Below are 22,258 nucleotides of genomic sequence, written 5' to 3'. Positions count from 1 at the left end.
TATCGAAATAGGAGGCAAGAGGATGATCAAACGGATGTTCCTGATCGCAGCGACTGCACTGGCGGCTGCAGTCTTTTCGTTGGCGTTATTCGTCGATGATTCGGCGATCAGAGGTAAGGCTCAATCGGCAACTACAGACGACATCAAAATGCCCGAGGTCATCGTCTTGGGCAAGGACTCAAAACTCGGGTCGGTCACGTTCAATCATGTGAGCCATAATGGCGGCAAATACAGCATCGACGGCACGGGTCCGATCGGTTGCGCAGAGTGTCACCATACGGCGAAGCCTGCATCTGAATTGATAAAGCACCCACCGCTGAAAACGGCATGGCCGGCCGATCGGACGACGACCCTGACCGCGGATCTTTTTGCGAAAGACCCTAAGGCTGCCGGAGTTGCCGCTTGCAGAGATTGCCATGCACGGGCGGGAGCCGTTCCGAAGTTGATGCCGGCGATCCCGGAGATCAAACACGAGTCGAGTACTGCAATGATCTCTCTCACAAATCAGCAGGCGTTGCATCGAAATTGTGCGGGCTGTCATACCGAAGTGAAAAAGCAACTGCCTGCATCAAAGGCTCCGACGACGACGCAGTGTATGATGTGCCACAAGAAAACCGGATGATCGGCAAGTTGAACCGGAAAAGGAAAGGAGACCTCTATTCTGAAGTCTCCTTTCTTGTTGGTCGATCTAGTTGTTAGTGGAATAATCCTCTCAATTCGTAGCCCCGCGAACCTTTGGGCCGCCAACGATCTTCATTTCATTGAGTATCCATCCGGCACCGCCGAACTTCTCTGTTACAAAAAGAACGAATCTAATATCGACCGAGATCGTCCGGTTCGCTTCGGGATCGTAAAAGAAGTCGTTTCCGAGTCCTTCATAATTCCCATCAAAGCATAGGCCAACCTGTTCGCCATTTCCGTTCAGTATCGGACTGCCGCTGTTGCCGCCGATTATATCGTTGGTGGAAAGAAAATTAACAACAACGCTGTCGCCTTCGCCAAAACGGCCAAAGTCCCGTGCAGCCTGAAGGTCTTTGAGTTTCTGCGGCATGTCGAAAGGCCTGATCCCGGTGTCTTTTTCGATCATGCCCTTTATCGTGGTGAAGGGCGTTCGGAATTCAGATTCCCGAGGGCTGTATCCTTTGATATTGCCGAATGAAAAGCGGAGCGTTGAATTAGCATCCGGATAAGGTCGGATACCACGCATCTCTGATAACCCTTGCTGGTACAGGAGCCTCAGTCGATCGATCTTCGATGCAAATGCGGCGGCCCGTCCATTTGAAGCAGCTTTTTCCTGGGCGAGAGCGGTAGCGAATCCGCGTACATTATCGCGTTCGGGGCGAAAGTCCATTGTCTGCGGTCCGTAAAGTGCCGCAACGGTCTCAGGCGTCCAATATGTGCCGTCCGCGACGGTTTCCGCAAATGCTGCTTCGGCAGCCCGCCGCCCGCTGCCTTCGAGCGACTTAAAAAGATTCTCGGCGCCTTCAAACTTCTGGCCCTCCGGCAAGTCGGCAAATGCCTTCAAGAAGTATTTAAGCATTTCGCGTTCATAGACACGATCACGGTCTTTCAGTGCTGCTTTCAGCTCTGCCAGCTTGTCCGTCCGCTCGGTTTCGCTCAACATCTTACCTTCGCTCACCGCCTGGACGATCGCACGAAACATCGGCATGGTCGCGTCCGGGATACGCCGAACAATGACGTCACGTTTTGCAAATCGGTTCGATTCGGCCGAGACTGCAGCGAGTTCGGACAGCACGGTTCCGTACTTTCTTTGCCTTTCCGGATCGGCGGCGACCCAGGCGGCAAAGCGAGCTTCTTCAGCTTTACGTTTTTCGACGACTCCTGCGCGTCTGAGACGCCATTGCCCACCGTCATAGACCTTTCTTGCATTGTCGAAATTTGCGATCTCGGATTGGAGTTCGATCCGTTTTTTCTCATCGGACTCGCCGATCAGTCGAAGAGCCCTGCTGCGGGCATCAAGCCATGATGCTAAAAAGGGGAAATTCGCATCACGCGCAAACTCGATCGATTGCGATTCGCGATAACGCGTCGTACCACCCGGATATCCGAGTACGAACACAAAGTCATTTTCTTTGAGTCCGCCGATGTTCATCGTCAGGAAACGGTTTGCCTTATATGGGATATTGCTGGGTGAGTAATCCGCTGAACTTCCGTCGGGAGCGGTGTAAGCCCTTAAGAAGGTGAAATCACCGGTATGCCTGGTCCATTCAAAGTTGTCAGGGTCGCCGCCAAAGACGCCTATGTTCCTCGGCGGAGCATAGACCACGCGGATGTCCTTTATCTGGATGGTCTGGTACAAATAATGAAAGAATCCGTTATTGAGCATTTGGATGCGGATCGTCGATCCTTTCGGTGCTTTCGACTGCTCGGCCGCCTGTAGTTCGTCGGTATTTTTCTTCAACGCTGCCGTTAATGCATCGCCGGATAGACTGTCGGTCCCGGCCCTGACCTTTGCAGTCACGTCCTCGACACGTTGAGTGATAAAGACCGAATATCCTTTAGCGGGGATCTCGCCGCTCCGATTATCAGCCTTGAATCCGTTTTCGACGAGGTCATTACCCGGTGTCGAAGCCGAAACAAGAGCGTCAAACCCGCAATGATGGTTTGTTAAGATCAATCCTACGGGTGAGACGAATTCAGCAGTACATCCGATACTCAATCGGATCACAGCGTCAGTCAAGCCACCACCCGCCGGGTTATATATCTCCTCTGGCCTTATTTTCAGCCCCTTTTTCTTTAGATTCAGAGTGGCTATCTGATCGGGCGTGAACATTCCTTCGTCGAATCGGGCAAAGCCGAAGGAAACGGACGAAAGTAGTAATGCGGAGACTACGCAATGAGAGAGAGAAGTAGTTAGTTTCTTATACATTCAGAAGTTCCTTTTCTTGTAGTGATTCAAGCTGAAGAGAGTATAGACCAAACTTCATCAAAACACCTTTCTGCTGCATTAAATTCGACTTGAATTGTTTCAGAAAAAGTCATTGACTTTACGAACGAACCGCGTTACGATCGCGGCGAAAATGAAAGTTTATTTCGAATCGAGCAACATTCTCCTGTTGTTTCGCCTACCTGAGACAAAAGGACTTCCTGTCAACCGATTTCCCGCTCGTTTCGGAGCGAAACGGAGTAGTCTATTGACGAAAAGTGAAGTCCCGATCGAAGCTTAGTATGAACAATATGGCGTGAAGATTACAAATAGAGTGAAGACTGACAATAGAAGTACATTGATGAAAGAGGGGGGAGCGAATCAATGGAGAATGAAGAACTGTCCTGGATCGAAGTAGAACATAGAGAATATGAGAAATTCGGCCTATACCCATACAAAACCTTGCAGGACATTATAACTCGATTAGATTCCGGTAATTATAAAGATTCAAATGGTAATGCGTTGGTCAACAGCGCGGTGTTTCAAGAACTTGAAAAGATGGCCTATGAACCGCCTGTTCCCGATCCAGTGACTGGGGCCGTAGCAGCAATCATTCATTACTTGGAAGAGGCGGGGTATAAAGACAAGGGTGGAAAGGGCCTTAGCAGCAGCCCGATGATTTTGTCTTTGAAGCAGATGAATATTCGAAAACTGTTCAGGGCGCAGTCTGAGGATGGACTGCGATTATTGAGTACTTTGGAAGGTATTTCATATCAAGTTTCGGAAGGGCCGGTGATAAGAAGGCTAAAAGACGACCCGGCATTTCATGACCTTCGAAGAATAATCACCCTAGAAGGTCGAGAGGTCTAAAGTGAGAATCAAACCCGTAACCGATAAAAGGAGGAGAAATTAGATGAAACCAAGACTTTTATACTCTGTTGCATCAGCAGCCACTATCTCAACAATTATTACGTATTTCGCTTTTACGTCAGATGCGGGTACGGTTTCTGCCGAGTCTGAAGACAACAAGCGTGAAAGATTTGAACAACATACAAGATCTGTCATTGAAAGAAACGATATGCTTAAAGTAGAACAGAGAAATCAGCCGCCTGATCCTTCTATAACTGATGACGTTGCGCTTGGGTTAGTGTTGAGATTCATAAGCGGAAATCAGAATGAACAACAGAAGAATCAGGTGCGACAATATATGTCTGATATTTTAGGCGTAAAGAATAGGGCAGACCAAGATAAATTATTCACGGCTGGAGAAGCCTATCGGATGCAAAGTAATCAGATACAGATGCAGTCCGAGGCTACGACACTAAAATATCATCCGTCACATGACACTATGACCAATGTAGACAAACAAACCCTGAGACAGCTGGTTGAGAATAAAAAGAACTTGATAAAGGATTCTAAAAGAACGCTTCGCCAAGACCTTAGCAATGCGGCTTGGTCGTCTATTGCGTTGGCCCTATCCGGCCTTCCTCAGCTCGGTCGGTTCGGGCGGTAAAAATCGCCGTGGATTTATCGGCTTGTCGTTGATCCGCAATTCGTAGTGAAGATGAGGTCCGGTGGAACGTCCGGTCGATCCGACATATCCAACCAACTGACCGCGTGTCACGGTATCACCTACTGCAACGTCGACCTTCGAAAGGTGGCCGTATCGGGTTGTTAGCCCATTCCCATGATCGATCTCGATCATATTTCCGTAACCACCTTTCCAACCTGCTTCAATGACTGTTCCATTGCCCGGAGCAACGACTACATCTCCACGCTCTCCGTCGATGTCCATTCCCGAATGAAACTCATACGATCGTCCGCCGAAAGGATTACGCCTAAAGCCGAATTCGTTATTGATCTTTCCTAAGTGCGCCCAGATCGAAGGTAAATTAGCCGGATCTGCGGTAGATTCTATGACCTTTAATAGGCTTTCCGTTTCAGCGTCTTCGATCTCGGTTTCCGATAAAGCCGGGCCGCCGCTATTTAATGCAAGATGACTTGAGGCCGCCGGACGTGAATAGTCTATTGATAATGGCTGACTTGAGACGGAAGAAACGAATTGAGTCGAAACTGGTGAGGCTGATTCGGCGATCCCGGCGATCGATAGATCTGAATTTGAAAAGACACCGTAGATACCCGTCGCAAAAGTAGAAAGACCGATTATAAAAGCGATACTGAGTAAACCGTTCTGCAGGATCTTTTTTGAGACCTGCACCCGGCGTATTTGAATTCTTGATCTTGATGAATGCGAAAAAAGAAAAGTAAAGTACTTAGCGTTATTCTGCATTATGCTTTTAAGCTCCTTTTAATGATTTCGTACCAGGAATCCACCGTCCCGGCACACGGAATCACGCAAGAATAGCCGCGAGCGACTAACGCGAAACCAGATTGCTAAATTACTGCTGATCCAAGCGGGCAAATCGAGAGGCTGTTTGCCGCTAGATTAATGAAAAAGCAAAAATTTGTTAGATGATAAACAACAGCAAACGATTTGGCAAACCCGGAAGGCTCGCTTAAACCGTTCTGGAACTATACCACTTTTGCCGAGAAATGTCCTAATCCTTTGAGCGCCTTGAGTCGCTCCAGCTTTTCAGGACAATGAAACCAACGCCGACGATCAATGCGACAAAAACCAAAATGATAAGTATCTTGATCGCTCCGGTAACGAAGCCAACGAAGGCGATGAGCTGCTTGAGAAGCGTGATCACCAATGCGATGATGACCAGAATGCTTCCCCATTTACTCGCTGCTTTTACCCAAAGTGGCATATTAATACTCCTAAACTGCCTGGCGTCCTCACAAGAAACGCTTTAATAAAATGATACCCTTCCTAAATTAGAAACTCAATGATCAACGGTTGCTCCAACCGCCAAATCGATGGTCCTTTGCTTCACCTCGCCCTTCACCGTAACTCTCATGTCTAACGCCGCGATCGGTCTTAGCACTAACAAATAATGGGGCCGGACGGGCACTGTCGAAATCTACCCAATTGCTTTCTTCGTCTTTCGGTTTGAAAATATAACCGCGAAGTATATAGATGCCCAAGCCGATCAACATTGCGGGCATTAGGCCGCGCATCAAGCCGCGGATGTTGAAAATACTCTGCAATAGAAATGCGCCGCCGAGTATCGTAAGAACAATGCCCCACAGTTTCGGGTTCCCCGAAAATCGCTTCACGAAAATGTCTTCTGCAACGTCCGGTGTTAAGCCGGAGCGTATCATTTGCGCGGTTCGCCAGGAATCAAGGGCGGCAAAGAACCACATTCCGACAAAGCCGAGGACAAAGAGCGGAGTTCCGCCCGTCAACACCGACATTTGAAAAAGGCCAACAAATATCGCGAAATATACAAGCGCTTTAACGGTCTGACCATTATAGGCCGCCCCGAGCCCGGGCAACACAAACGACAGGAGCGTGGCGACGATCGGAGAGGTCCGTTTCTTTATGAACGGTACGTAATTCGACTGGTTCTGCTGTCGAAGAAGATCGACGCCCAAGACGATACAATCCTGACAATAAGGGAATCCCTTGATGCGATGGTCGCACGCAGGGCATAAGGCCTTCCCGCATCCGTTGCACTGGACTACCGCTACGTTCTGACTGTGATATGCACAATTCATCGTCGATCGCCCTCAACAAAGGTAGTTCCATTCGCCGGTTCGGCCGGACGCGGCTGTCCGTCGCTTGTGCCTGAGAACGCTTCAGAACTCTGACGGTATGTCTGTTCGGCGATCTGTATGCTCTTCGAATAGACATCTGAAAGCGTTCCATCTGCTGAGACCGTTTGACTTATGAACAAGAACGCGAACATTAGCATCATCGCGACAGGTGCAAGCTGCGGAACCGATATCGGGAAGCGTATTTCACGAATCCAATCCATGATCCGGCCCATCAAAGGATCATTCGCACCAACAGCGATCTCCGATCCTAACGTGCTCTGCAAGATTCTTTCATTGAGGCCAGCCGGGATCGGCAGCTCTTCCAATTTATAGGTTACAAGAGCAGCGAGCGACCTGACTACTGTTCCCGGTAGATCTGTACAATCGTCACAAAGAACCGCATGCCGCTCCCATCGATGGAAAAGCTGTGCAGGAAGAAAGCCGTCGAGATAGTCCGTCAAGTGGCTTTCGAATTCCTCGCATTGCATCGAGGTCTCAGGCATCGTCTTTGATAAGATGCGTGCCTCCAAGAGAGTTAAAGGAGACTCGATCGCGGCGAGTTCGCGGCAGGCAGCAAGAGATTCTTTTACTTCATTCAAGAGCGTGTGGCAAAGAGGGCATTTCAATGCATGCTCTGCAACCGCCTTGTGGGCCGAGTTGCTAAGGGTTCGCTCAAGGTAATCTGAGATCGATTCCTCAAAAGTCGAACAGTCAATCAAAATTTCTCGTTCACTTGCCATTTCTCTAACCCCTTGAACATTGGCCATTGATTTGACGTCAAAAATTGACACATTTGCCCGTCGCCTAAATCACACCGCCACTACCCTCATTCTTCTTAATATCTTCGCAAGTTCAATACGCCCTCGGTTTATTCGCGATTTTACGGTTCCTTCAGGGATCTTGAGTACCTCAACGATCTCCTGATAGCTCAATTCCTCGATATCCCGAAGAATCACACAGGTTTTCAAATCGGCCGGCAGCTTATCAATTCCGTCTTGTACCTGGGCCGCAAGTTCGCGGCGTTCCATTTCCTTATGAGCAGAGGTGCCGACAGCTCTAAGATGATACTGGTGATCATCGACCGCATCCGCCATCGTGTTTTGCGGATTTCGCTGGCGGTGCCGATAGTCATCGATTATCAAATTCCTCGCGAGTCTCATCAGCCAGTTTGCGAGGTCGCCCTGCTTGGCGTCGTATTGATCTAACGTCCGGTAGATCCGAATAAAAACTTCCTGTGTTAGATCCTCTGCAGCGTCAACACTCGACGTAAACCTGTACGCAAGATTGAAGATCCGTCGCGAAAATGCGGTAACGATCTCCTCCCAAGCCGCGCCGTCGCCAGATCGCGCGCGACGCACAAGGTCAGCACCGTTAAATTCGACCGCTTTAGAAGCTTCCAACGCGTTTATCCCCACAATCCAGTGCGTTTGCCGCGGCAAGGCAACATCATCAACTCCGCCGTTATTGGTTTACGACACGACAATTCAAAAGTTCCATGAAAACTATAAACCCAAAGACCATATGTCGTCCACGCTCACCCACGTTAGCGTTTCACAAAGTATTACGGTATCTTCTTGTTCTTGATCTTTTGCACGACGTTCGGGGTATCTGGTGACGTATGTAGAGATCAGCAGGAAACTAGAAATCGAAGATCCGTTTTCTCCATTGCGAAAATACATCAAATTCATATTGTTGTTGGCGTTCGCCGTCCTCATTCTGTGGTATTTCGGCAGGGATCTTGATTGGCAAGAGGTTCGCCGTAGTTTCACCAAAGCTGATCCGTATTATCTCTTCGCGGCTGTTTTGATCATTTGCCTTGGTTTTTTGTTTCGAGCCGTAAGGTGGAAGGTCTTGTTGGCTCCAATTACCGAAAGCAGCCTGAAAGAGCTCTTTGCCACAACCACCGTGGGGTTTGCCGCGATCTTTCTGATAGGACGTGCGGGCGAGATCGTACGACCGATGTGGCTGCCGATGCGTGATAAGCGGGTCCGACCTTCGGCCGCATTGGTGACCCTCGGCCTCGAACGCATATTTGATCTCGCAGCTCTTGTCTGTTTCTTTGCGGTCAATCTCCTTTGGTTCACTGCCCCTGCTGGGCGTGAAGGGGATTTTGCTTACGTTTCAATGGCGGGCTACCTTATGCTTGTCGGCGTTGCGTTGGGTTTTGTTGCTCTGTTTGTCTATCAAAGGGTCGCCCCTCGAGTGATCGAATTTGTCGGCCGATTGACCGATCGCAGGTACTTTCCTTCAAGAATTCGTGCAATAATTTTGAGCTTGCTTCGGCAGTTGGCATCTGCCGCAGCAATTCTGAAAGATTGGCGAGAAACGGCTTCAGTCGTTTTCTGGTCCGTGACCCTTTGGCTAGCGATCGCGTTTCCGACCTGGTTCGTTTTGCTTGCGTTCGATCTTCCGATAACGTTTAGTGATTCACTTTTCATAATGGGATTTGCGGTCGTTAGTTCGGTAGTTCCAACACCGGGAGGAGCCGCCGGAGCCTTTCACGCTGCAACCTATGCGAGTCTGATATTCCTCAAGCCGGACATCCGTTCCGAAGATGCAGCTGCGGCCTCGATCGCGATGCACCTCGTTTATTTTGCACCGGCACTTGTATTTGGAATATATTATTTTGCTCACGGTGATATCAGTATCGAGCGATTTCGAAGTCTCCTTTCCAGCGAACACGCAGTGGAGGAGATCGAATCTGAAGCCCCGAATGCCGGTCCAACTGTTGCGTAATCAAGATTAAAACCCTTATGCGTTGTCCATTCTGCGCCCATATCGAAGACAAAGTTGTTGACTCACGCGAAGCTAAGGACGGTGATTCGATCCGTCGCCGACGCGAGTGTCTCGGCTGCGGTCGACGCTTCACATCTTATGAACGGATCGATGAGATACCGTATATGGTTGTGAAGAAAGACGGGAAGCGGGAAGCTTTCGACCGTGCAAAGGTGATGGCAGGCTTGCTTAGGGCCTGCGAAAAGCGTCCGATCTCTACGCCACAGCTTGAGGCTATCGTTGACGAAGCAGAACGCAACGTCCAGGACTCTCTTGACCGCGAACTCGCAACGAGCGAGATCGGGCGGGTTATCATGCGTCGGCTAAAGAGCCTTGACAAGGTTGCTTATGTTCGTTTTGCATCCGTTTACCTCGAGTTTGAGGACGTATCGGCATTCATGACGGAACTCAAGGATCTTGTAAGATCGCGTGAACGCTCTTTGGCAAAAAAACCAAAGAAAAAAGTAAAGTAGTCGTACCTGCCAAATTCTCGTTCGGTGTTTGCACCGACCCTTCCGACATATCGGGCCTTTCCGCCCGAACAAGGACTACACAATGAGCCGAAGCTTCACCTTAGCTCGCGTAGTGTTTTCGAGATGCCTGTCTTCTTTCACTTTTAGCAGTTGATCCGAGAGTTGCCTCGCTTTGTTCTCATCCGGATATAGCGACAAGGTTAGAGTGCTGTAAATGTATCTCATCTCCCATTCGAACCGATTTCCATCAGGATCGATGGTCAAATCTATCGTTAACACATTCCAATGGAGGAAAATATGAAAAATCTATTCTTGATCGTCGCATTGATCATGATCGCATCTGAGTTCGGCCAGGCTCAACGGCCGCGAGCTGTTCGCCAGGATATAAAAGAAGCAAGACAGGAAGCGGTAAGGGACGCTCGTGAATCCAAACAGGGCTATCTTTTGGCCGCATCGAAAAACAAATATCCGGAGACTGAAGAGTTTTATGATCCGAATTCGTTCGGCCGGAACGTAAAGTTCCTTGGTTCGTTTTATGCCGGCACATTATATGTATACCGGAGTTGCGACCCTCAGATATTGCTCGACGAGGTCGGCTTGGTCCTTGCAGCGGACGACAAATGTGCAGCACATACTTTAGCGTCGCCGATGGCAACGACGGAAGTCTTCGATACCGTCTGGCAGATCACGATCCCTCGGAATGCGGTCGACAACGTTATTTATCCAATGTTGAACAACGGGATCGGGTTCGATTCTTTTGCGAATCAATCGGGCGTGATCAATTTCATATACTCGCCTAGATTGACGATCGAAAGTGAAGCACTGAACGATCCCTCAGCGATCGATCCAAACACGGGGCTGCCAATGAACGGCTCGTTCACCACAAGCCTTGCGGGCTCACGCGTTCGATCGTTTTCGGTCACAGCGGGCGATTTTCAGTCTGATTATTCGAACAATTCGTCGGTCGCCAGCCGGGGCCTTTCACGCGATTATTTCGCAGCACTTGGGCTGCCGCAATCGGTCATCAACAGGTTGTTCAACCGACCAATGACCTTGAAATTCGGGATCCGGGCAAGGGTGAGTGGGCCGGTCGAGTTTGCACAATTTTTCTACACCTTCAGACTCTTAGGAAACTAAGCGCTCAACAATGCGAACGTAGAAATTAACGGGCCGATCGGGCCCGTTTTCTCATGCTTTGCCCTTTTAAGCTTAATTGCCTAACATTAAGGGATATGGTAGAGATCGAAGATTTCCCGATTTCGCTCGCCGAGGGCGACGTGATCGAACCAATGATGCAGATTCCTTCGGAGCTGCCATCGCTGCCCCTGCGCGATATTGTGATCTATCCTTTCATGATCGTTCCGCTTTTTGTGTCTCGCGACAAATCGATCAAGGCGGTCGAAGAGGCCCTTAAAGAGAACAGGATGATAGTTCTGGTCTCGCAGAAGGATGTAAATAAAGAAGACCCATCACAGGCCGATCTTTATACCGTTGGTACGGTCGCGATAATCATGCGGATGTTAAAGCTGCCCGACGGTCGGATCCGTATTCTGATTCAAGGACTTTCGAGAACAAAGGTCGACTCGATAGATTCCACAGGCGATTATGTCAAGGCAGGCATTACACCGATATCAGAACCACTTGCACCTGATAACTCGCTCGAGGTCGAAGCTCTTGTTCGCAATGTTCGCGGTTCGATGGAGCGTGCGGCATCTCTCGGAAAAGGGATTTCGCCTGAGGTTTTGGCGATCATTGCCAACCTTGACGATGCAGGTCGCCTGGCTGATCTTTCGGCATCGAATCTCGAGCTGAAAGTCGAGGATGCACAAAGCGTCCTGGATATCGCGGAACCTGTGAAGCGCCTGCGGCGGGTAAATGAACTTTTGAGTAAAGAGATCGATGTGCTCACTGTCCAGCAGGAGATAAACACTCAGGCTCGAGCTGACATCGACAGATCCCAACGTGAGTATTTCCTTCGACAACAACTGAAGGCGATCCAGTCGGAACTCGGTGAGGGAAACGAGCTTTACGAGGAGATCGAACAGTATCGCGACAAGATACTTAAGGCGAAGATGCCGGAAAATGCCGAAGAGGAATCGCTGCGGCAGTTGAAAAAGCTCGAGCGAATGCATCCAGATACTGCCGAAACAGCGACGCTACGAAATTGGCTCGATATCATGACCGAACTGCCTTGGTCCAAACAGTCCAAAGACAATCTGATACTGAAAAAGGCGGAAAAGATCCTTGACGATGATCATTACGGCCTCGAGCGTGTGAAAGAACGCATCGTAGAATCTTTGGCCGTCAGAAAGTTGATGGAAAAGCCGAAGGGCTCGATCTTATGCCTTGTCGGGCCTCCGGGCGTAGGCAAAACTTCGCTTGGCCGGTCGGTCGCACGGGCATTAAATCGAAAGTTCGTACGCTTGAGCCTCGGAGGCCTTCACGATGAGGCTGAGATCCGTGGCCATCGTCGGACTTACGTCGGAGCAATGCCGGGGCGCATCATTCAGGCCGTGCAGCAGGCCGGCACAAACAATCCGCTGATAATGCTTGATGAGATCGATAAGGTCGGAGCCGATTTTCGGGGCGACCCGTCGAGTGCTCTCCTTGAGGTTCTTGATCCGGAACAGAATGCCAGTTTTCGAGACAATTACCTCGGCATCACGTTCGATCTTTCTAACGTGATGTTCATGACGACCGCAAATGTCTTAGATACCATTCAGCCGGCTCTTCGTGACCGAATGGAGATCATTCAGCTTTCCGGCTACACCGAAGAAGAAAAGGTCGAGATCGCCCGCAGGCATTTGATACCAAAACAGGTCCAGGAAAACGGGCTTGAGAAGAACGACGTAAAGTTCGATCGAAAAGCGATCGCAAGAATAATCGGGGAATACACCCAGGAAGCCGGCTTGCGACAGCTTGAGCGGGATATTGGAAAGATCTGCCGCAAGATCGCCCGCCAGAAAGCTGAACTCGAAGACCAGTTCAAGCCAGTGAAGGTGATGGCCGACGATGTTAAGTCCTTCTTAAGGGCCCCGAAGATCTTCAATGAAGGCGCATTGAAGAAAGACCAGATCGGTACTGTGACAGGTCTCGCTTGGACCGCCGTCGGCGGAGATATATTGTTTATCGAAGCCCTTTTGACTAAGGGCAAGGGAAAACTGATGCTCACTGGCCAGCTTGGAGAAGTTATGCAGGAATCGGCCCAGGCGGCATTTTCGTATGCAAAAGCGCGGTCACGGGAATTAGGGATTTCCGATGATGTGCTCGAAAATTACGATATTCATATACATTTGCCCGAAGGCGCGATCCCGAAAGACGGACCGTCGGCCGGCATCACAATGGCGACGGCGCTCGTGTCGGTTTTGGCTCAACGGCCGGTACGAAAGGACGTCGCAATGACGGGTGAGATCACTTTGCGTGGCAACGTACTGCCCGTGGGCGGAGTCAAAGAAAAGCTTCTTGCTGCGCGGAGAGCAAAGTTAAAGACCGTGATCCTGCCGGCGCCGAATCGGCGCGATCTTGAGGATATGCCCAAGGAAGTAATCGACGATTTGTCGTTTGTATTCGTTGACAACGTCCTTGAGGTGTTCGAGGTTGCACTCAAAGAGCCGAAACCGGCTGCAAAGGTAGCTGTAAAGGCGTAGTTTTACTATCGGCGTTCGTTTTGTTTTTGAATAGCGGCAACCAGTTAAAAATTGACCGAAATCGCGGTTCATGGTAGGTTTGAAGATGGTCTGTAATTGTACAGGCCGGCATTTTGGGAACTTTACCGAGCTTGAAGCGTTTTGTTTATGACGCTTCGAGTGTTTTCGTTCGACGAATTCGCCTTAGCCCTGAAGGTAATCCGTAAGGTCAACAGACGAGATTCAATGAGATCATTTTTTACCATAAAGTTTTTCCTTCTAATTTTCATAGCCTTGGCAGTGTTCCACGCGGCCAACGCACAAACCGCCGACGTACAGAGAGTGCAGTCGCAGATCAATAAGATCATCGAAGATTCGGGATCTGCGTTTCGTGAAGGGTTGTTTGCCCTCAAGGAAAACAAACGGGCCGAATCGGGACAAAAATTCGATCGTTCGGTGGAGATCTTTCTTTCGTCGACTCTGAGCGTTCAATCTGACGTCAGGCTTCAAAATTGCTATGCACAGCTTTTAGAGACGGTCTATCGGATAGAATTCCCGTCCGATGTTCAGACGCCGCAGATCAAGGCTCTATCCGCAACATGCGGTTGGAGGTGGAATGAAACGGATTACGCGTTGGCTGACGACGTTGCGAATCGGCTGAAGCCAGCTAAACGGACCAACTCGCCGACCACATCGGGAAACGTAAACATGACTTCGGTCAATGTTGCGTTGCCGACAGAGAACCTTGTTGGGTTCAACTCTCAGGAATTTGAAGCGTCGCCCTTAGACGAACTTTCAAAACTTGTTCTTACGGAAGATGAGTTAGACGTTGAAAATAACCCGGTCGCCCAGCAGCAGTACCAATACATCCAGTACGCAGTCGCCAATAAATCGCTGGGATTTACGTTTCAGGTTCATCCGATGATCCAGCAGTACATCAATTATTACCGCGGACGCGGACGTAAGACGATGGAAGTAGGGCTTTATCGTTCCGGGATGTTCATGCGAATGGCCCGACGAATATTTCGCGAGGAGGGGATTCCTGAGAACGTAGCTTGGCTAGGGCAGGTCGAGAGTGCCTGGAAGCCGACGGCGATGTCCTGGGCCTCAGCATCGGGGCTATGGCAGTTTATCCCGGGAACGGGATCAAGGTTCGGTCTGCGTCGGACGGCACATGTTGATGAGCGGAACAGCTTTGATGAGGCTACGCGAGCGTCCGCTCGTTATTTGAAGTTTCTTGCGAACCGGTACGGCGGAAACTGGGAACTGGCAATGGCGGCCTACAATTGTGGTGAAGGAAACGTCGACCGAGCGATCAGACGAGCGGGAACGGCGAACTTCTGGGCGGCGTATCCGTATCTGCCAAAAGAAACAAGAAATTACGTTCCGAACATTTTGGCAACTATCCTTATAGCGAACAGCCCGCATCAGTATGGTTTTGGCCACGTTCGTCCGGCGCCGGCTCTTTTGTACGACCGTATCCGCGTACCTGCGTCCACAAACTTGAATTTGCTCGCGCAGGCCTCTGACACAAGCGTGCAGTATTTGCGTTATCTTAATCCGCATCTGCGTTCGAATATGACGCCTCCCGAACCATACATTGTGAACGTCCCGCCCGGAAAGGCAAATGACGTTTTGGCTGTGTTCAGGCGGATCCCGGCCTCCAAGGTAAACAATACAAACCTTGCTACCTCTGTCCAGGGCGAGTCGTGGCAAAATATCGCGAATCGGACGGGTGTCACTGTTGCTGATCTGATGGCGGCAAATCCGGGAATGAAGGAACCGAGAGGAAAGGTATTCGTGCCGGTTGCGTCAGTACCCGGAAGTCGTGTGACGGCTACATCTTATTCCCGTCCGTCATCGGCAAACGCCGCTACGGCTTCGAATGCCCGCGTCGTAAAGGCCCAGGCAGGCGATACGGTTTCGAAGGTCGCTGTACGTCACGGTGCAGATCCGACAGTTGTTGCAAAATATAATGGACTTCTGCCAAATTCCGTTCTCGGTGCGGGCCGCGAGATCAAGATACCTGCAAAGTAGTTTTCGAACCCATCGATCACCCGAGAGGCCAGGTCTGAATTTCAGGCTTGGCTTTTTTGATCTCGAGAGCTGACTCGATCCTTTCCGATGAAGATATGGCTTTCGAAAAATTCTGAAGTTCCAATTCGCGAACAGCTATTGGAGCAGATCTCGATCGGGATCGCCTCTGGCGATCTACATTCCGGTGAGCGGCTTCCAAGTGTGCGAGAGATCGCTCGAAGGTTTCAGATCCATCCAAATACCGTTTCCTCCGTCTATCGTAACCTTGCTGAGAATGGTTTAGTAGAGTTTCGTAAAGGCAGTGGCGTTTTTGTAGCAAACCAATCCCGGATCCCGATCGACGAGCAGGGGGCAGGGGACTTGATCGGGCGAATCATCGATGAGGCTCGGAAATACGGGGTAACACCGATCGAACTTCGATCGATGCTGGACGAGTACATCGCGTCATCGGAAAACACTCTCATCGTCTTGGTCGAATCAGATCTCAGACTTCAGGAGATACTGGCAGCCGAAATTCAAGAGTCGCTGAGAACCGAGGTTAAAGGTGTCCGATCGATCGACCCGGAGAAAATTGAGTTCGGCCAGAATTTGGTCATAACCGCAATGTACGATGAGCGTGATGAGTTGAACAAAAGACTAAAACGCGATACGAAACGCGTGTTCCTAAAGGTCAGTTCAGTGGCGAATACGCTTAGCGGGCGTACACGTCCGGACGACGATGACATGGTTGCAGTAGTCTCCGGATGGGCTCCCTTCCTCTCTCTGGCAAAGCTTTTTCTGGTCGCGGCAAATATCGATCCCGATACCATCATCACCCGTTCTACTTGCGAAAAGAACTGGCAAAGCGGCCTCGATCAGGCTGCTATCATCATTTGCGACGTCGTTTCAGCCAGAAAACTCGAAAATCATGACGGTGTTGCCGTTTTTCGGATCATCTCGAAGGAATCTATTAACGAACTGAAAGAACTGGCGGATTGGGACACTTTCAGATAGTGCCACAGTCTGAGAAATAACGCTTTTCGATAAGTTATATCCTCGTTGATGCAAGGAGATATACTTATGAAAAAGCGTACGACCGTTGCGATCACAGTCATTTCTATAATAGCCCTCACGTTACATGCGTTTCCTCAAACATACGCCGGAGACTGGAACACAGTAATGAGCCAGGCGAGCGAGAGTCGGATCGTAATTCAGCTCCACGGGGGAGAGCAGTTAAAGGGGCGATTCGTGAATGCGAGCGATGGTGTTCTAAATCTGAAGATCGACGGCCGCATTCGTTCGGTACCCAGGGGCGAGATCTTTCGGGTTTACAGCGGGAGAAGCGGGTCAAAGCTCAAGTCCGGACTTATCGGAGCCGCAGTCGGGCTCGGGATCGGTGTTGGGATCGGTGTGTTGTATGAGGTTGGCTCTCGGGAAGGGGACGGACTCGCGCCGGCCGCAGGGGTATTTTACGGACTTCCGGCAGGAGCGGCGGTTGGAGCGCTCGTCGGGGGCGGCATGAAAAAAGACCGCTTGATATATCAATCGCCGTAAAGCGGGACGCAAGATCTCAGGTCAGATCGCAAACGCTTCTAAGGGCTTGACATTGACGGCGTTTGTAACTATACTCGTTACAGATATGGCGGCAAACAGTCAATTTTCCATGGCAGTACATATTTTGACGATGCTCGCCAAGAAACGCGACGAGAATGTCAAGTCGGATTGCATCGCCGCAAGCGTGAATACGAATGCGGTCGTGATCAGACGGCTGATTGGCCAGTTAAGCCATGCGAATCTCGTAGTTTCTCAAACCGGTGCATCCGGAGGGACACGGTTGTCGAAATGTCCTGATGAGATCAATCTCTCCGAAGTTTATAAGGCAGTGGCGTGTGGGGAGGTTTTTGCTCTTCACGCAAAAGCGCCGAACCAGGATTGCCCGATCGGCAGGAACATCGAGGCAGTGCTCTGTAATCTCCAAAAAGAGATCGATAAGAGTATTGCAGAGAAACTCTCACGATTTACGCTTCAGAATGTCATGGAGATGGTCGAACACGTCGAGACGTGATTTTTTTTGAGACTATTTGTAGCCAGCATTGTTACAAAATTATTACAGCCTTTGCGATCAAGGGAAATTCTATCGAGCCGGGGAAGGTCTTATCAAGGGAAAGTATGACAGTGAACTTTACTCAATGCGTCACATTCGAATTCCATCCACCAGGCATTGTGCTCGGTGCGATGTCCGAGCTTATGCGTCTTTATCCCTACATTCTTCGGGCGAGCCTTTTGCTGAATCGATTTGTTCAGTAACCGATCCGAATTATTAGAATTTGGACCAATGCGAAGTGAGAGCAAGCGTACAGGTTGAAGAATACGACTGTGATATTTCGCGGATGACAAAAACGGCGTTCCATTTACAATGAATCTATCTTAGAGGAGACTTGAACAGATGAAACTTTTGACACTCACGATTGTTGCGGCCGTAGTTTTCGCTACTGCGTGTGAGGACCCGGCGGCAAACAAGCCAAAGGCGACAACTTCCGCTCCGTCGACCAATTCATCGCCGGCTAATTCCGGTGCGACGCCGGCTAACACGCCCTCGATGGCCACGAAGGGTGAAGCCGTACAACTTACGCCAGGGAACTCGAAGATCGAGTTTACAGGATCGAAGGTCACGGGCAAGCACGATGGCGGCTTTAAACAGTTCACGGGTATAATCGACCTCGTGAATTCGAAAGCCGAGGAAAGCACGGTTTCCGTGGATATTGAGATGGCTTCTGTGTACTCAGATGCGGACGGTCTCACAGACCACTTAAAGACCGGTGATTTCTTCGAAGTGGCAAAATACCCCAAATCGACATTCGTTTCAACGAAGATAGTTCCTGACGCTGCGAAAGGTGCCGGTTCGTATATGATCACTGGCGACCTCGAGATGCGCGGTGTTAAAAAGTCGGTGACATTTCCTGCGTCCATATCGATCAACGACGAGGCCGTTGCCGTTAAGACCGAGTTCGCAATTAACCGTAAGGACTTTGGGATCGTGTATGCCGGGAAGGCAGATGATCTGATCCGCGACGAGGTCGTGATCAAACTCGATCTGAAGTCAGCCCGAAAGAAATAGAAATTTACGTTGTGCCGCGGCGCTTGCTTTTGCCTTGGGACCGTTCACTGTCTTCTGGTTTCGGAAAGCCGATGTCGCGGCATCCTGGGTACGCGGCTGTCACGACGGATCAAACATTGTGAAAACCTCAGTCATCAACGAATTCGGTATCGATCGTCTTACGATCGAAGAACGGCCCGTTCCCGAACCCAAAATCGGTGAGGTCTTGGTTCGGATCCGAGCGGCGTCGATAAACTATCGTGATCTGATGGTGGTGAACGGCACTTATAATCCTCGAATGAAGCTGCCGGCGGTTCCCTTTTCGGACGGGTCCGGGGTGGTTGAATCGATAGGAGCCGGGGTTACAAAATGGAAAGTCGGCGACCGTGTAATGCCGATCTTTGCCCAACATTGGTACGACGGTGACCCATCAGATGCGATTCGCCGAACGTCGATCGGAGCGGGTTCGCAGTGGGACGGAGTACTACGGGAATATGCCGCATTTGATGAAAAAGGACTTGTTCGTGTCCCTGATCATCTTTCGTTTGAAGAGGCCGCAACACTACCGTGTGCTGCGTTGACTGCATGGCACGCTGTTGTTGAGTCAGGACGGGTGATGCCGGGCGACACTGTGTTGACTCTAGGTACTGGCGGGGTTTCCATATTTGCTCTTCAATTCGCGAAAATGGCCGGGGCACGAGTGATCGCGACCTCGAGCAGCCACGGAAAGATCGAGAGGCTTCAACAACTCGGGGCCGACGATACGATCAACTACATCGATACACCCGAATGGGACAAGGCGGTGCTCGATCTTACGAACGGCAAGGGGGTCGACCATGTGATCGAGGTCGGCGGAGCAGGCACGCTACCAAGGTCGATAAATGCGACACGTTTCGGTGGTCAAATCGCGATGATCGGAGCCTTGTCTGGTGCGGCGTCGTTCAACCCCACTTCGGTTTTCATGAAAGCGGTGCGGATTGAGGGGATCTATGTCGGGTCTCGGGCGATGTTCGAAGCCATGAACCGGGCGTTAACGGTCAGCGAAATGCGTCCCGTCATCGACCGGAAATTCGGATTCCAGGACGTTCAGGACGCGCTTCGCTACATGGAAACGGGATCACATTTCGGCAAGATCGTCGTGGAACTAAACTAGACAATGCAGTACGTGTGGCTTCACGCGCACACTGGAAATACTGAACGGTAACTCGACCTACAAGTCGAAGCCGGAACAAATTAAAGCGAACAAAGGGAGAAAAGGAATGACAACACTTTTTGATAAATTGAAGGTCGGTGATTTGGAGCTGGCAAATCGGATCATTTATGCCCCGATGACACGGAGTCGTGCAAATGACAATGGCGTCCAGCCTGACTACGCCGTCGATTATTACGTTCAGCGATCATCTGCGGGGCTCCTTATAGCCGAAGCGACCAACATTTCGCAGATGGCCAAGGGATATGTCCGAACGCCGGGAATATTTTCGAACGAACAGATCGAAGCATGGCGAAAGGTCACCGAAGGTGTACATGCGAAAGGCGGAAAGATCTTCATGCAGATATTTCATACAGGTCGGATAGCGCTTCCCGATTTTTTGCCCAACGGTCAATTGCCGGTGGCGCCGTCTGCCGTAAAGGCTGCCGGATCGAACTATACCGATGACGGGATGAAGGAATTTGTCGTACCGAAAGAACTATCAGTCGGCGAGATCAAGGAAATTGTGCGCGATTTTGCGACGGCCGCCAGAAACGCTATCAGCGCTGGTTTTGACGGCGTCGAACTCCATGGCGCAAACGGCTATCTGGTGCAGCAGTTTCTGTCTACAAATGTAAACCAGCGAACCGACGAATACGGTGGTTCGATCCAGAACAGGGCGCGGTTCTTATTTGAGGTTATCGACGCAATGATCGCGGAGATCGGAAAAGAGAGATCCGCATTGCGGCTTTCGCCGGGCGGGGAATTCAACGACATAAAAGAAGATGATGCCGAGGAATTGTACGATTATGTGGTTGACGAATTGAATGACCGGGGCCTCGCCTATCTCCACATCGGAACGTTCGACCAGAACAGGGATTGGCATCCTGTTCTCAGGCCGCGGTACAAAGGTGTCTATATGGCCGGCGTCGGTTTCGATCGGGAACGAGGAGAAAATATGATCGCGGCAAACGGGGCTGATGCGATAGTTTACGGGAAATCGTTTTTGGCAAATCCTGACCTGCCCGAACGATTTCGCCTCAGGGCTGAACTCAACGAGTGGGATGAATCGACATTTTACACACCTGGCGAAAAGGGGTACACAGATTATCCGACTCTCGCCCAGGCGGCCTCGGCGTAAGCAGTCGGGCCGGATGCTAAACTGACTCAAACAAGGAGAATGACCTAACATGGCAGAACGAAAAGCGACCGCAGAATGGAACGGAACATTGAAGGAAGGCGAAGGCAAATTTGCGCTCGGCAGCGGCACTTTTAGCGGAACCTATTCGTTTGACACACGTTTCGGCGAAACGCCGGGCACCAACCCGGAAGAGTTGCTCGGAGCGTCGCTCGCAAGCTGTTATGCGATGGCCCTGAATGTAACACTCGAGCGTGCCGGAACTCCGGCGAAAAACGTAAAGGTCGCGGCAAATGTCTTTCTGGGCAAGGACGAAAGCGGGTTCAAGATCAACCGTATCGAACTTGAGACCACAGCCGAAGTTGCGGGAATCGATAGTGAGAAATTCGCGGCCGTGGCTGAAGAGGTCAAGCTCGCCTGCCCGATAAGCAAGGCATTGGCAGCCACCAGCATTACGCTGAAGGCGAATCTCGTTTAGCCTGAAAAGGCGCCGTTTCAATTGCTCAAAGGATAGTTGACATTTGTAACACGATTTGTTACAGTTAAAGCCAAGGTTCGAGATATCGACCTGAACAAACGGGAATATGCGTTGCGGTTTGAGCGATCAAACGGTGTAAGTTATAATCAACGCAATATATAGGAGATCGAAATGGGAAACTTTGCAAAGAATGTGACGGATAATGAATTTGAGACCGATGTTTTGGGTTCGGACAAACCGGTTCTGGTCGATTTTTGGGCGGAATGGTGTGGTCCATGCCGAATGATCGCGCCGTCTGTAGAGGCTGTTGCCGAAGAGTTCGACGGCAAGGCCGGATTCTACAAAATGAATGTCGATGAGAATCAGAATGTACCTAATCGTTACGGCATTCGGGGCATTCCGACACTGATTCTTTTTAAGGGCGGAGAAGAACAGGAACGCATTGTAGGTGCGGTCTCCAAGGACGCGATCGCCAAGGTTGTAGGAAAATACGTTTAACGAACGGCGGCGCCTTATCGATGAAAAATCAGTAAGGCGTCCATTTTTGGCTTGACAATATAACTATATCGGCATATAGTTATTCACATGGGTAAGGGAATGTCATTACAAGCAATGGAATTGGTCGCCGAGCGGTTTCGCGTGCTGTCAGAACCGAACAGGCTGCGGCTGCTGAATCTTCTTCGAGAAGGAGAGATGAGCGTAACCGAATTGACGCTGGCGTGTCAGGCGAGTCAGCCGAACGTTAGCAAACATCTGAAGCTGCTGACAGATTCGGGGATACTGCGCCGGGACCAAAGAGGGAATACGGTCTATTACTCGATAATCGATGACCATATTTTTAAGCTTTGCGATCTTGTATGCGATTCCCTTGGAGAGAGGCTAAAAGCGAAGGCAGAGCTCTTTGCAACAGTTTAGGAGA

Annotated in this window: 24 protein-coding genes; 18 read left to right on the top strand and 6 right to left on the bottom strand. The window is 50.3% G+C overall.

Annotated elements, in window-relative coordinates; translation table 11 throughout:
* The first annotated feature begins 22 nt into the window (after nucleotides 1-22).
* Nucleotides 23-622 carry a cytochrome c3 family protein gene (locus tag IPM28_06465; GenBank protein ID MBK9172634.1) on the top strand — a complete coding sequence of 200 codons (600 nt, stop codon included), beginning with the start codon at nucleotides 23-25 and terminating at the stop codon, nucleotides 620-622.
* Nucleotides 623-712: 90 nt separating this feature from the next.
* Here the strand turns inward: IPM28_06465 and IPM28_06460 are convergent, their stop codons facing one another.
* Entirely contained in the window at nucleotides 713-2,890 is a 2,178-nt protein-coding gene (locus tag IPM28_06460; GenBank protein ID MBK9172633.1) for a S46 family peptidase, read from the bottom strand.
* Nucleotides 2,891-3,271: 381 nt separating this feature from the next.
* Here IPM28_06460 and IPM28_06455 point away from each other — a divergent pair, with 381 nt between their 5' ends.
* Both IPM28_06455 and IPM28_06450 read left to right on the top strand, forming a co-directional pair.
* Nucleotides 3,272-3,757, top strand: coding sequence for a hypothetical protein (locus IPM28_06455; protein ID MBK9172632.1), 486 nt, complete (start codon nucleotides 3,272-3,274; stop codon nucleotides 3,755-3,757).
* 43 nt (nucleotides 3,758-3,800) lie between these two features.
* Nucleotides 3,801-4,400, top strand: a complete 600-nt coding sequence (locus IPM28_06450) for a hypothetical protein (protein MBK9172631.1) — start codon at nucleotides 3,801-3,803, stop codon at nucleotides 4,398-4,400.
* Here IPM28_06450 and IPM28_06445 read toward each other — a convergent pair.
* The 5 genes from IPM28_06445 to IPM28_06425 form a co-directional block, all read right to left on the bottom strand.
* Nucleotides 4,362-5,177, bottom strand: coding sequence for a M23 family metallopeptidase (locus tag IPM28_06445; GenBank protein ID MBK9172630.1), 816 nt, complete (start codon nucleotides 5,175-5,177; stop codon nucleotides 4,362-4,364). The two genes, IPM28_06450 and IPM28_06445, sit on opposite strands and share 39 nt — an antisense overlap.
* Nucleotides 5,178-5,445: 268 nt before the next feature.
* Nucleotides 5,446-5,658, bottom strand: a complete 213-nt coding sequence (locus tag IPM28_06440; protein ID MBK9172629.1) for a hypothetical protein — start codon at nucleotides 5,656-5,658, stop codon at nucleotides 5,446-5,448.
* Nucleotides 5,659-5,740: 82 nt separating this feature from the next.
* A complete protein-coding gene (locus tag IPM28_06435; protein MBK9172628.1) occupies nucleotides 5,741-6,508 on the bottom strand; it encodes a hypothetical protein in 768 nt (255 codons plus the stop codon).
* Nucleotides 6,505-7,287 carry a hypothetical protein gene (locus IPM28_06430; GenBank protein MBK9172627.1) on the bottom strand — a complete coding sequence of 261 codons (783 nt, stop codon included), beginning with the start codon at nucleotides 7,285-7,287 and terminating at the stop codon, nucleotides 6,505-6,507. Before IPM28_06430 ends, IPM28_06435 begins: the two co-directional genes overlap by 4 nt.
* A gap of 69 nt (nucleotides 7,288-7,356) precedes the next feature.
* Nucleotides 7,357-7,947 carry a sigma-70 family RNA polymerase sigma factor gene (locus IPM28_06425; protein MBK9172626.1) on the bottom strand — a complete coding sequence of 197 codons (591 nt, stop codon included), beginning with the start codon at nucleotides 7,945-7,947 and terminating at the stop codon, nucleotides 7,357-7,359.
* Nucleotides 7,948-8,212: 265 nt separating this feature from the next.
* Between IPM28_06425 and IPM28_06420 the strand changes: the two genes are divergently transcribed.
* The 15 genes from IPM28_06420 (at nucleotide 8,213) to IPM28_06350 (ending at nucleotide 22,254) form a co-directional block, all read left to right on the top strand.
* Complete coding sequence (locus IPM28_06420; protein ID MBK9172625.1) at nucleotides 8,213-9,283, top strand: flippase-like domain-containing protein; 1,071 nt, start codon at nucleotides 8,213-8,215, stop codon at nucleotides 9,281-9,283.
* 17 nt (nucleotides 9,284-9,300) lie between these two features.
* Entirely contained in the window at nucleotides 9,301-9,795 is a 495-nt protein-coding gene (gene nrdR, locus IPM28_06415; protein ID MBK9172624.1) for a transcriptional repressor NrdR, read from the top strand.
* Nucleotides 9,796-10,092: 297 nt separating this feature from the next.
* Nucleotides 10,093-10,932 (top strand): hypothetical protein, encoded by an 840-nt coding sequence (locus IPM28_06410; protein MBK9172623.1) that lies wholly within the window; start codon nucleotides 10,093-10,095, stop codon nucleotides 10,930-10,932.
* A gap of 95 nt (nucleotides 10,933-11,027) precedes the next feature.
* Nucleotides 11,028-13,442: an endopeptidase La gene (gene lon, locus IPM28_06405; protein MBK9172622.1), complete on the top strand. Its 2,415-nt coding sequence runs from the start codon at nucleotides 11,028-11,030 to the stop codon at nucleotides 13,440-13,442.
* Between the two features lie 225 nt (nucleotides 13,443-13,667).
* Nucleotides 13,668-15,458 (top strand): transglycosylase SLT domain-containing protein, encoded by a 1,791-nt coding sequence (locus IPM28_06400; protein MBK9172621.1) that lies wholly within the window; start codon nucleotides 13,668-13,670, stop codon nucleotides 15,456-15,458.
* An 87-nt stretch (nucleotides 15,459-15,545) separates the two neighbouring features.
* Nucleotides 15,546-16,451, top strand: a complete 906-nt coding sequence (locus IPM28_06395; GenBank protein MBK9172620.1) for a GntR family transcriptional regulator — start codon at nucleotides 15,546-15,548, stop codon at nucleotides 16,449-16,451.
* A 66-nt stretch (nucleotides 16,452-16,517) separates the two neighbouring features.
* Nucleotides 16,518-16,991 (top strand): hypothetical protein, encoded by a 474-nt coding sequence (locus IPM28_06390; GenBank protein ID MBK9172619.1) that lies wholly within the window; start codon nucleotides 16,518-16,520, stop codon nucleotides 16,989-16,991.
* Between the two features lie 109 nt (nucleotides 16,992-17,100).
* Nucleotides 17,101-17,502 carry an Rrf2 family transcriptional regulator gene (locus IPM28_06385; GenBank protein MBK9172618.1) on the top strand — a complete coding sequence of 134 codons (402 nt, stop codon included), beginning with the start codon at nucleotides 17,101-17,103 and terminating at the stop codon, nucleotides 17,500-17,502.
* A gap of 104 nt (nucleotides 17,503-17,606) precedes the next feature.
* Nucleotides 17,607-17,744 (top strand): hypothetical protein, encoded by a 138-nt coding sequence (locus tag IPM28_06380; GenBank protein ID MBK9172617.1) that lies wholly within the window; start codon nucleotides 17,607-17,609, stop codon nucleotides 17,742-17,744.
* 139 nt (nucleotides 17,745-17,883) lie between these two features.
* On the top strand, nucleotides 17,884-18,555 hold the full coding sequence (locus tag IPM28_06375; protein MBK9172616.1) for a YceI family protein: 672 nt from the start codon (nucleotides 17,884-17,886) through the stop codon (nucleotides 18,553-18,555).
* Nucleotides 18,556-18,673: 118 nt separating this feature from the next.
* Nucleotides 18,674-19,687 carry an NAD(P)-dependent alcohol dehydrogenase gene (locus tag IPM28_06370; GenBank protein ID MBK9172615.1) on the top strand — a complete coding sequence of 338 codons (1,014 nt, stop codon included), beginning with the start codon at nucleotides 18,674-18,676 and terminating at the stop codon, nucleotides 19,685-19,687.
* Nucleotides 19,688-19,793: 106 nt separating this feature from the next.
* Complete coding sequence (locus IPM28_06365) at nucleotides 19,794-20,864, top strand: alkene reductase (GenBank protein MBK9172614.1); 1,071 nt, start codon at nucleotides 19,794-19,796, stop codon at nucleotides 20,862-20,864.
* A gap of 49 nt (nucleotides 20,865-20,913) precedes the next feature.
* Entirely contained in the window at nucleotides 20,914-21,339 is a 426-nt protein-coding gene (locus IPM28_06360; GenBank protein ID MBK9172613.1) for an OsmC family peroxiredoxin, read from the top strand.
* Between the two features lie 171 nt (nucleotides 21,340-21,510).
* A complete protein-coding gene (trxA, locus tag IPM28_06355; protein MBK9172612.1) occupies nucleotides 21,511-21,837 on the top strand; it encodes a thioredoxin in 327 nt (108 codons plus the stop codon).
* An 87-nt stretch (nucleotides 21,838-21,924) separates the two neighbouring features.
* Complete coding sequence (locus IPM28_06350; GenBank protein ID MBK9172611.1) at nucleotides 21,925-22,254, top strand: helix-turn-helix transcriptional regulator; 330 nt, start codon at nucleotides 21,925-21,927, stop codon at nucleotides 22,252-22,254.
* Nucleotides 22,255-22,258 lie beyond the last annotated feature (4 nt).

Source organism: Chloracidobacterium sp., from assembly GCA_016716305.1.
In the GTDB taxonomy this organism is placed as follows: domain Bacteria; phylum Acidobacteriota; class Blastocatellia; order Pyrinomonadales; family Pyrinomonadaceae; genus OLB17.
The sequence above is the reverse complement of the archived record's forward strand: the minus strand, read 5'-3'. Positions and strand labels throughout refer to the sequence as shown.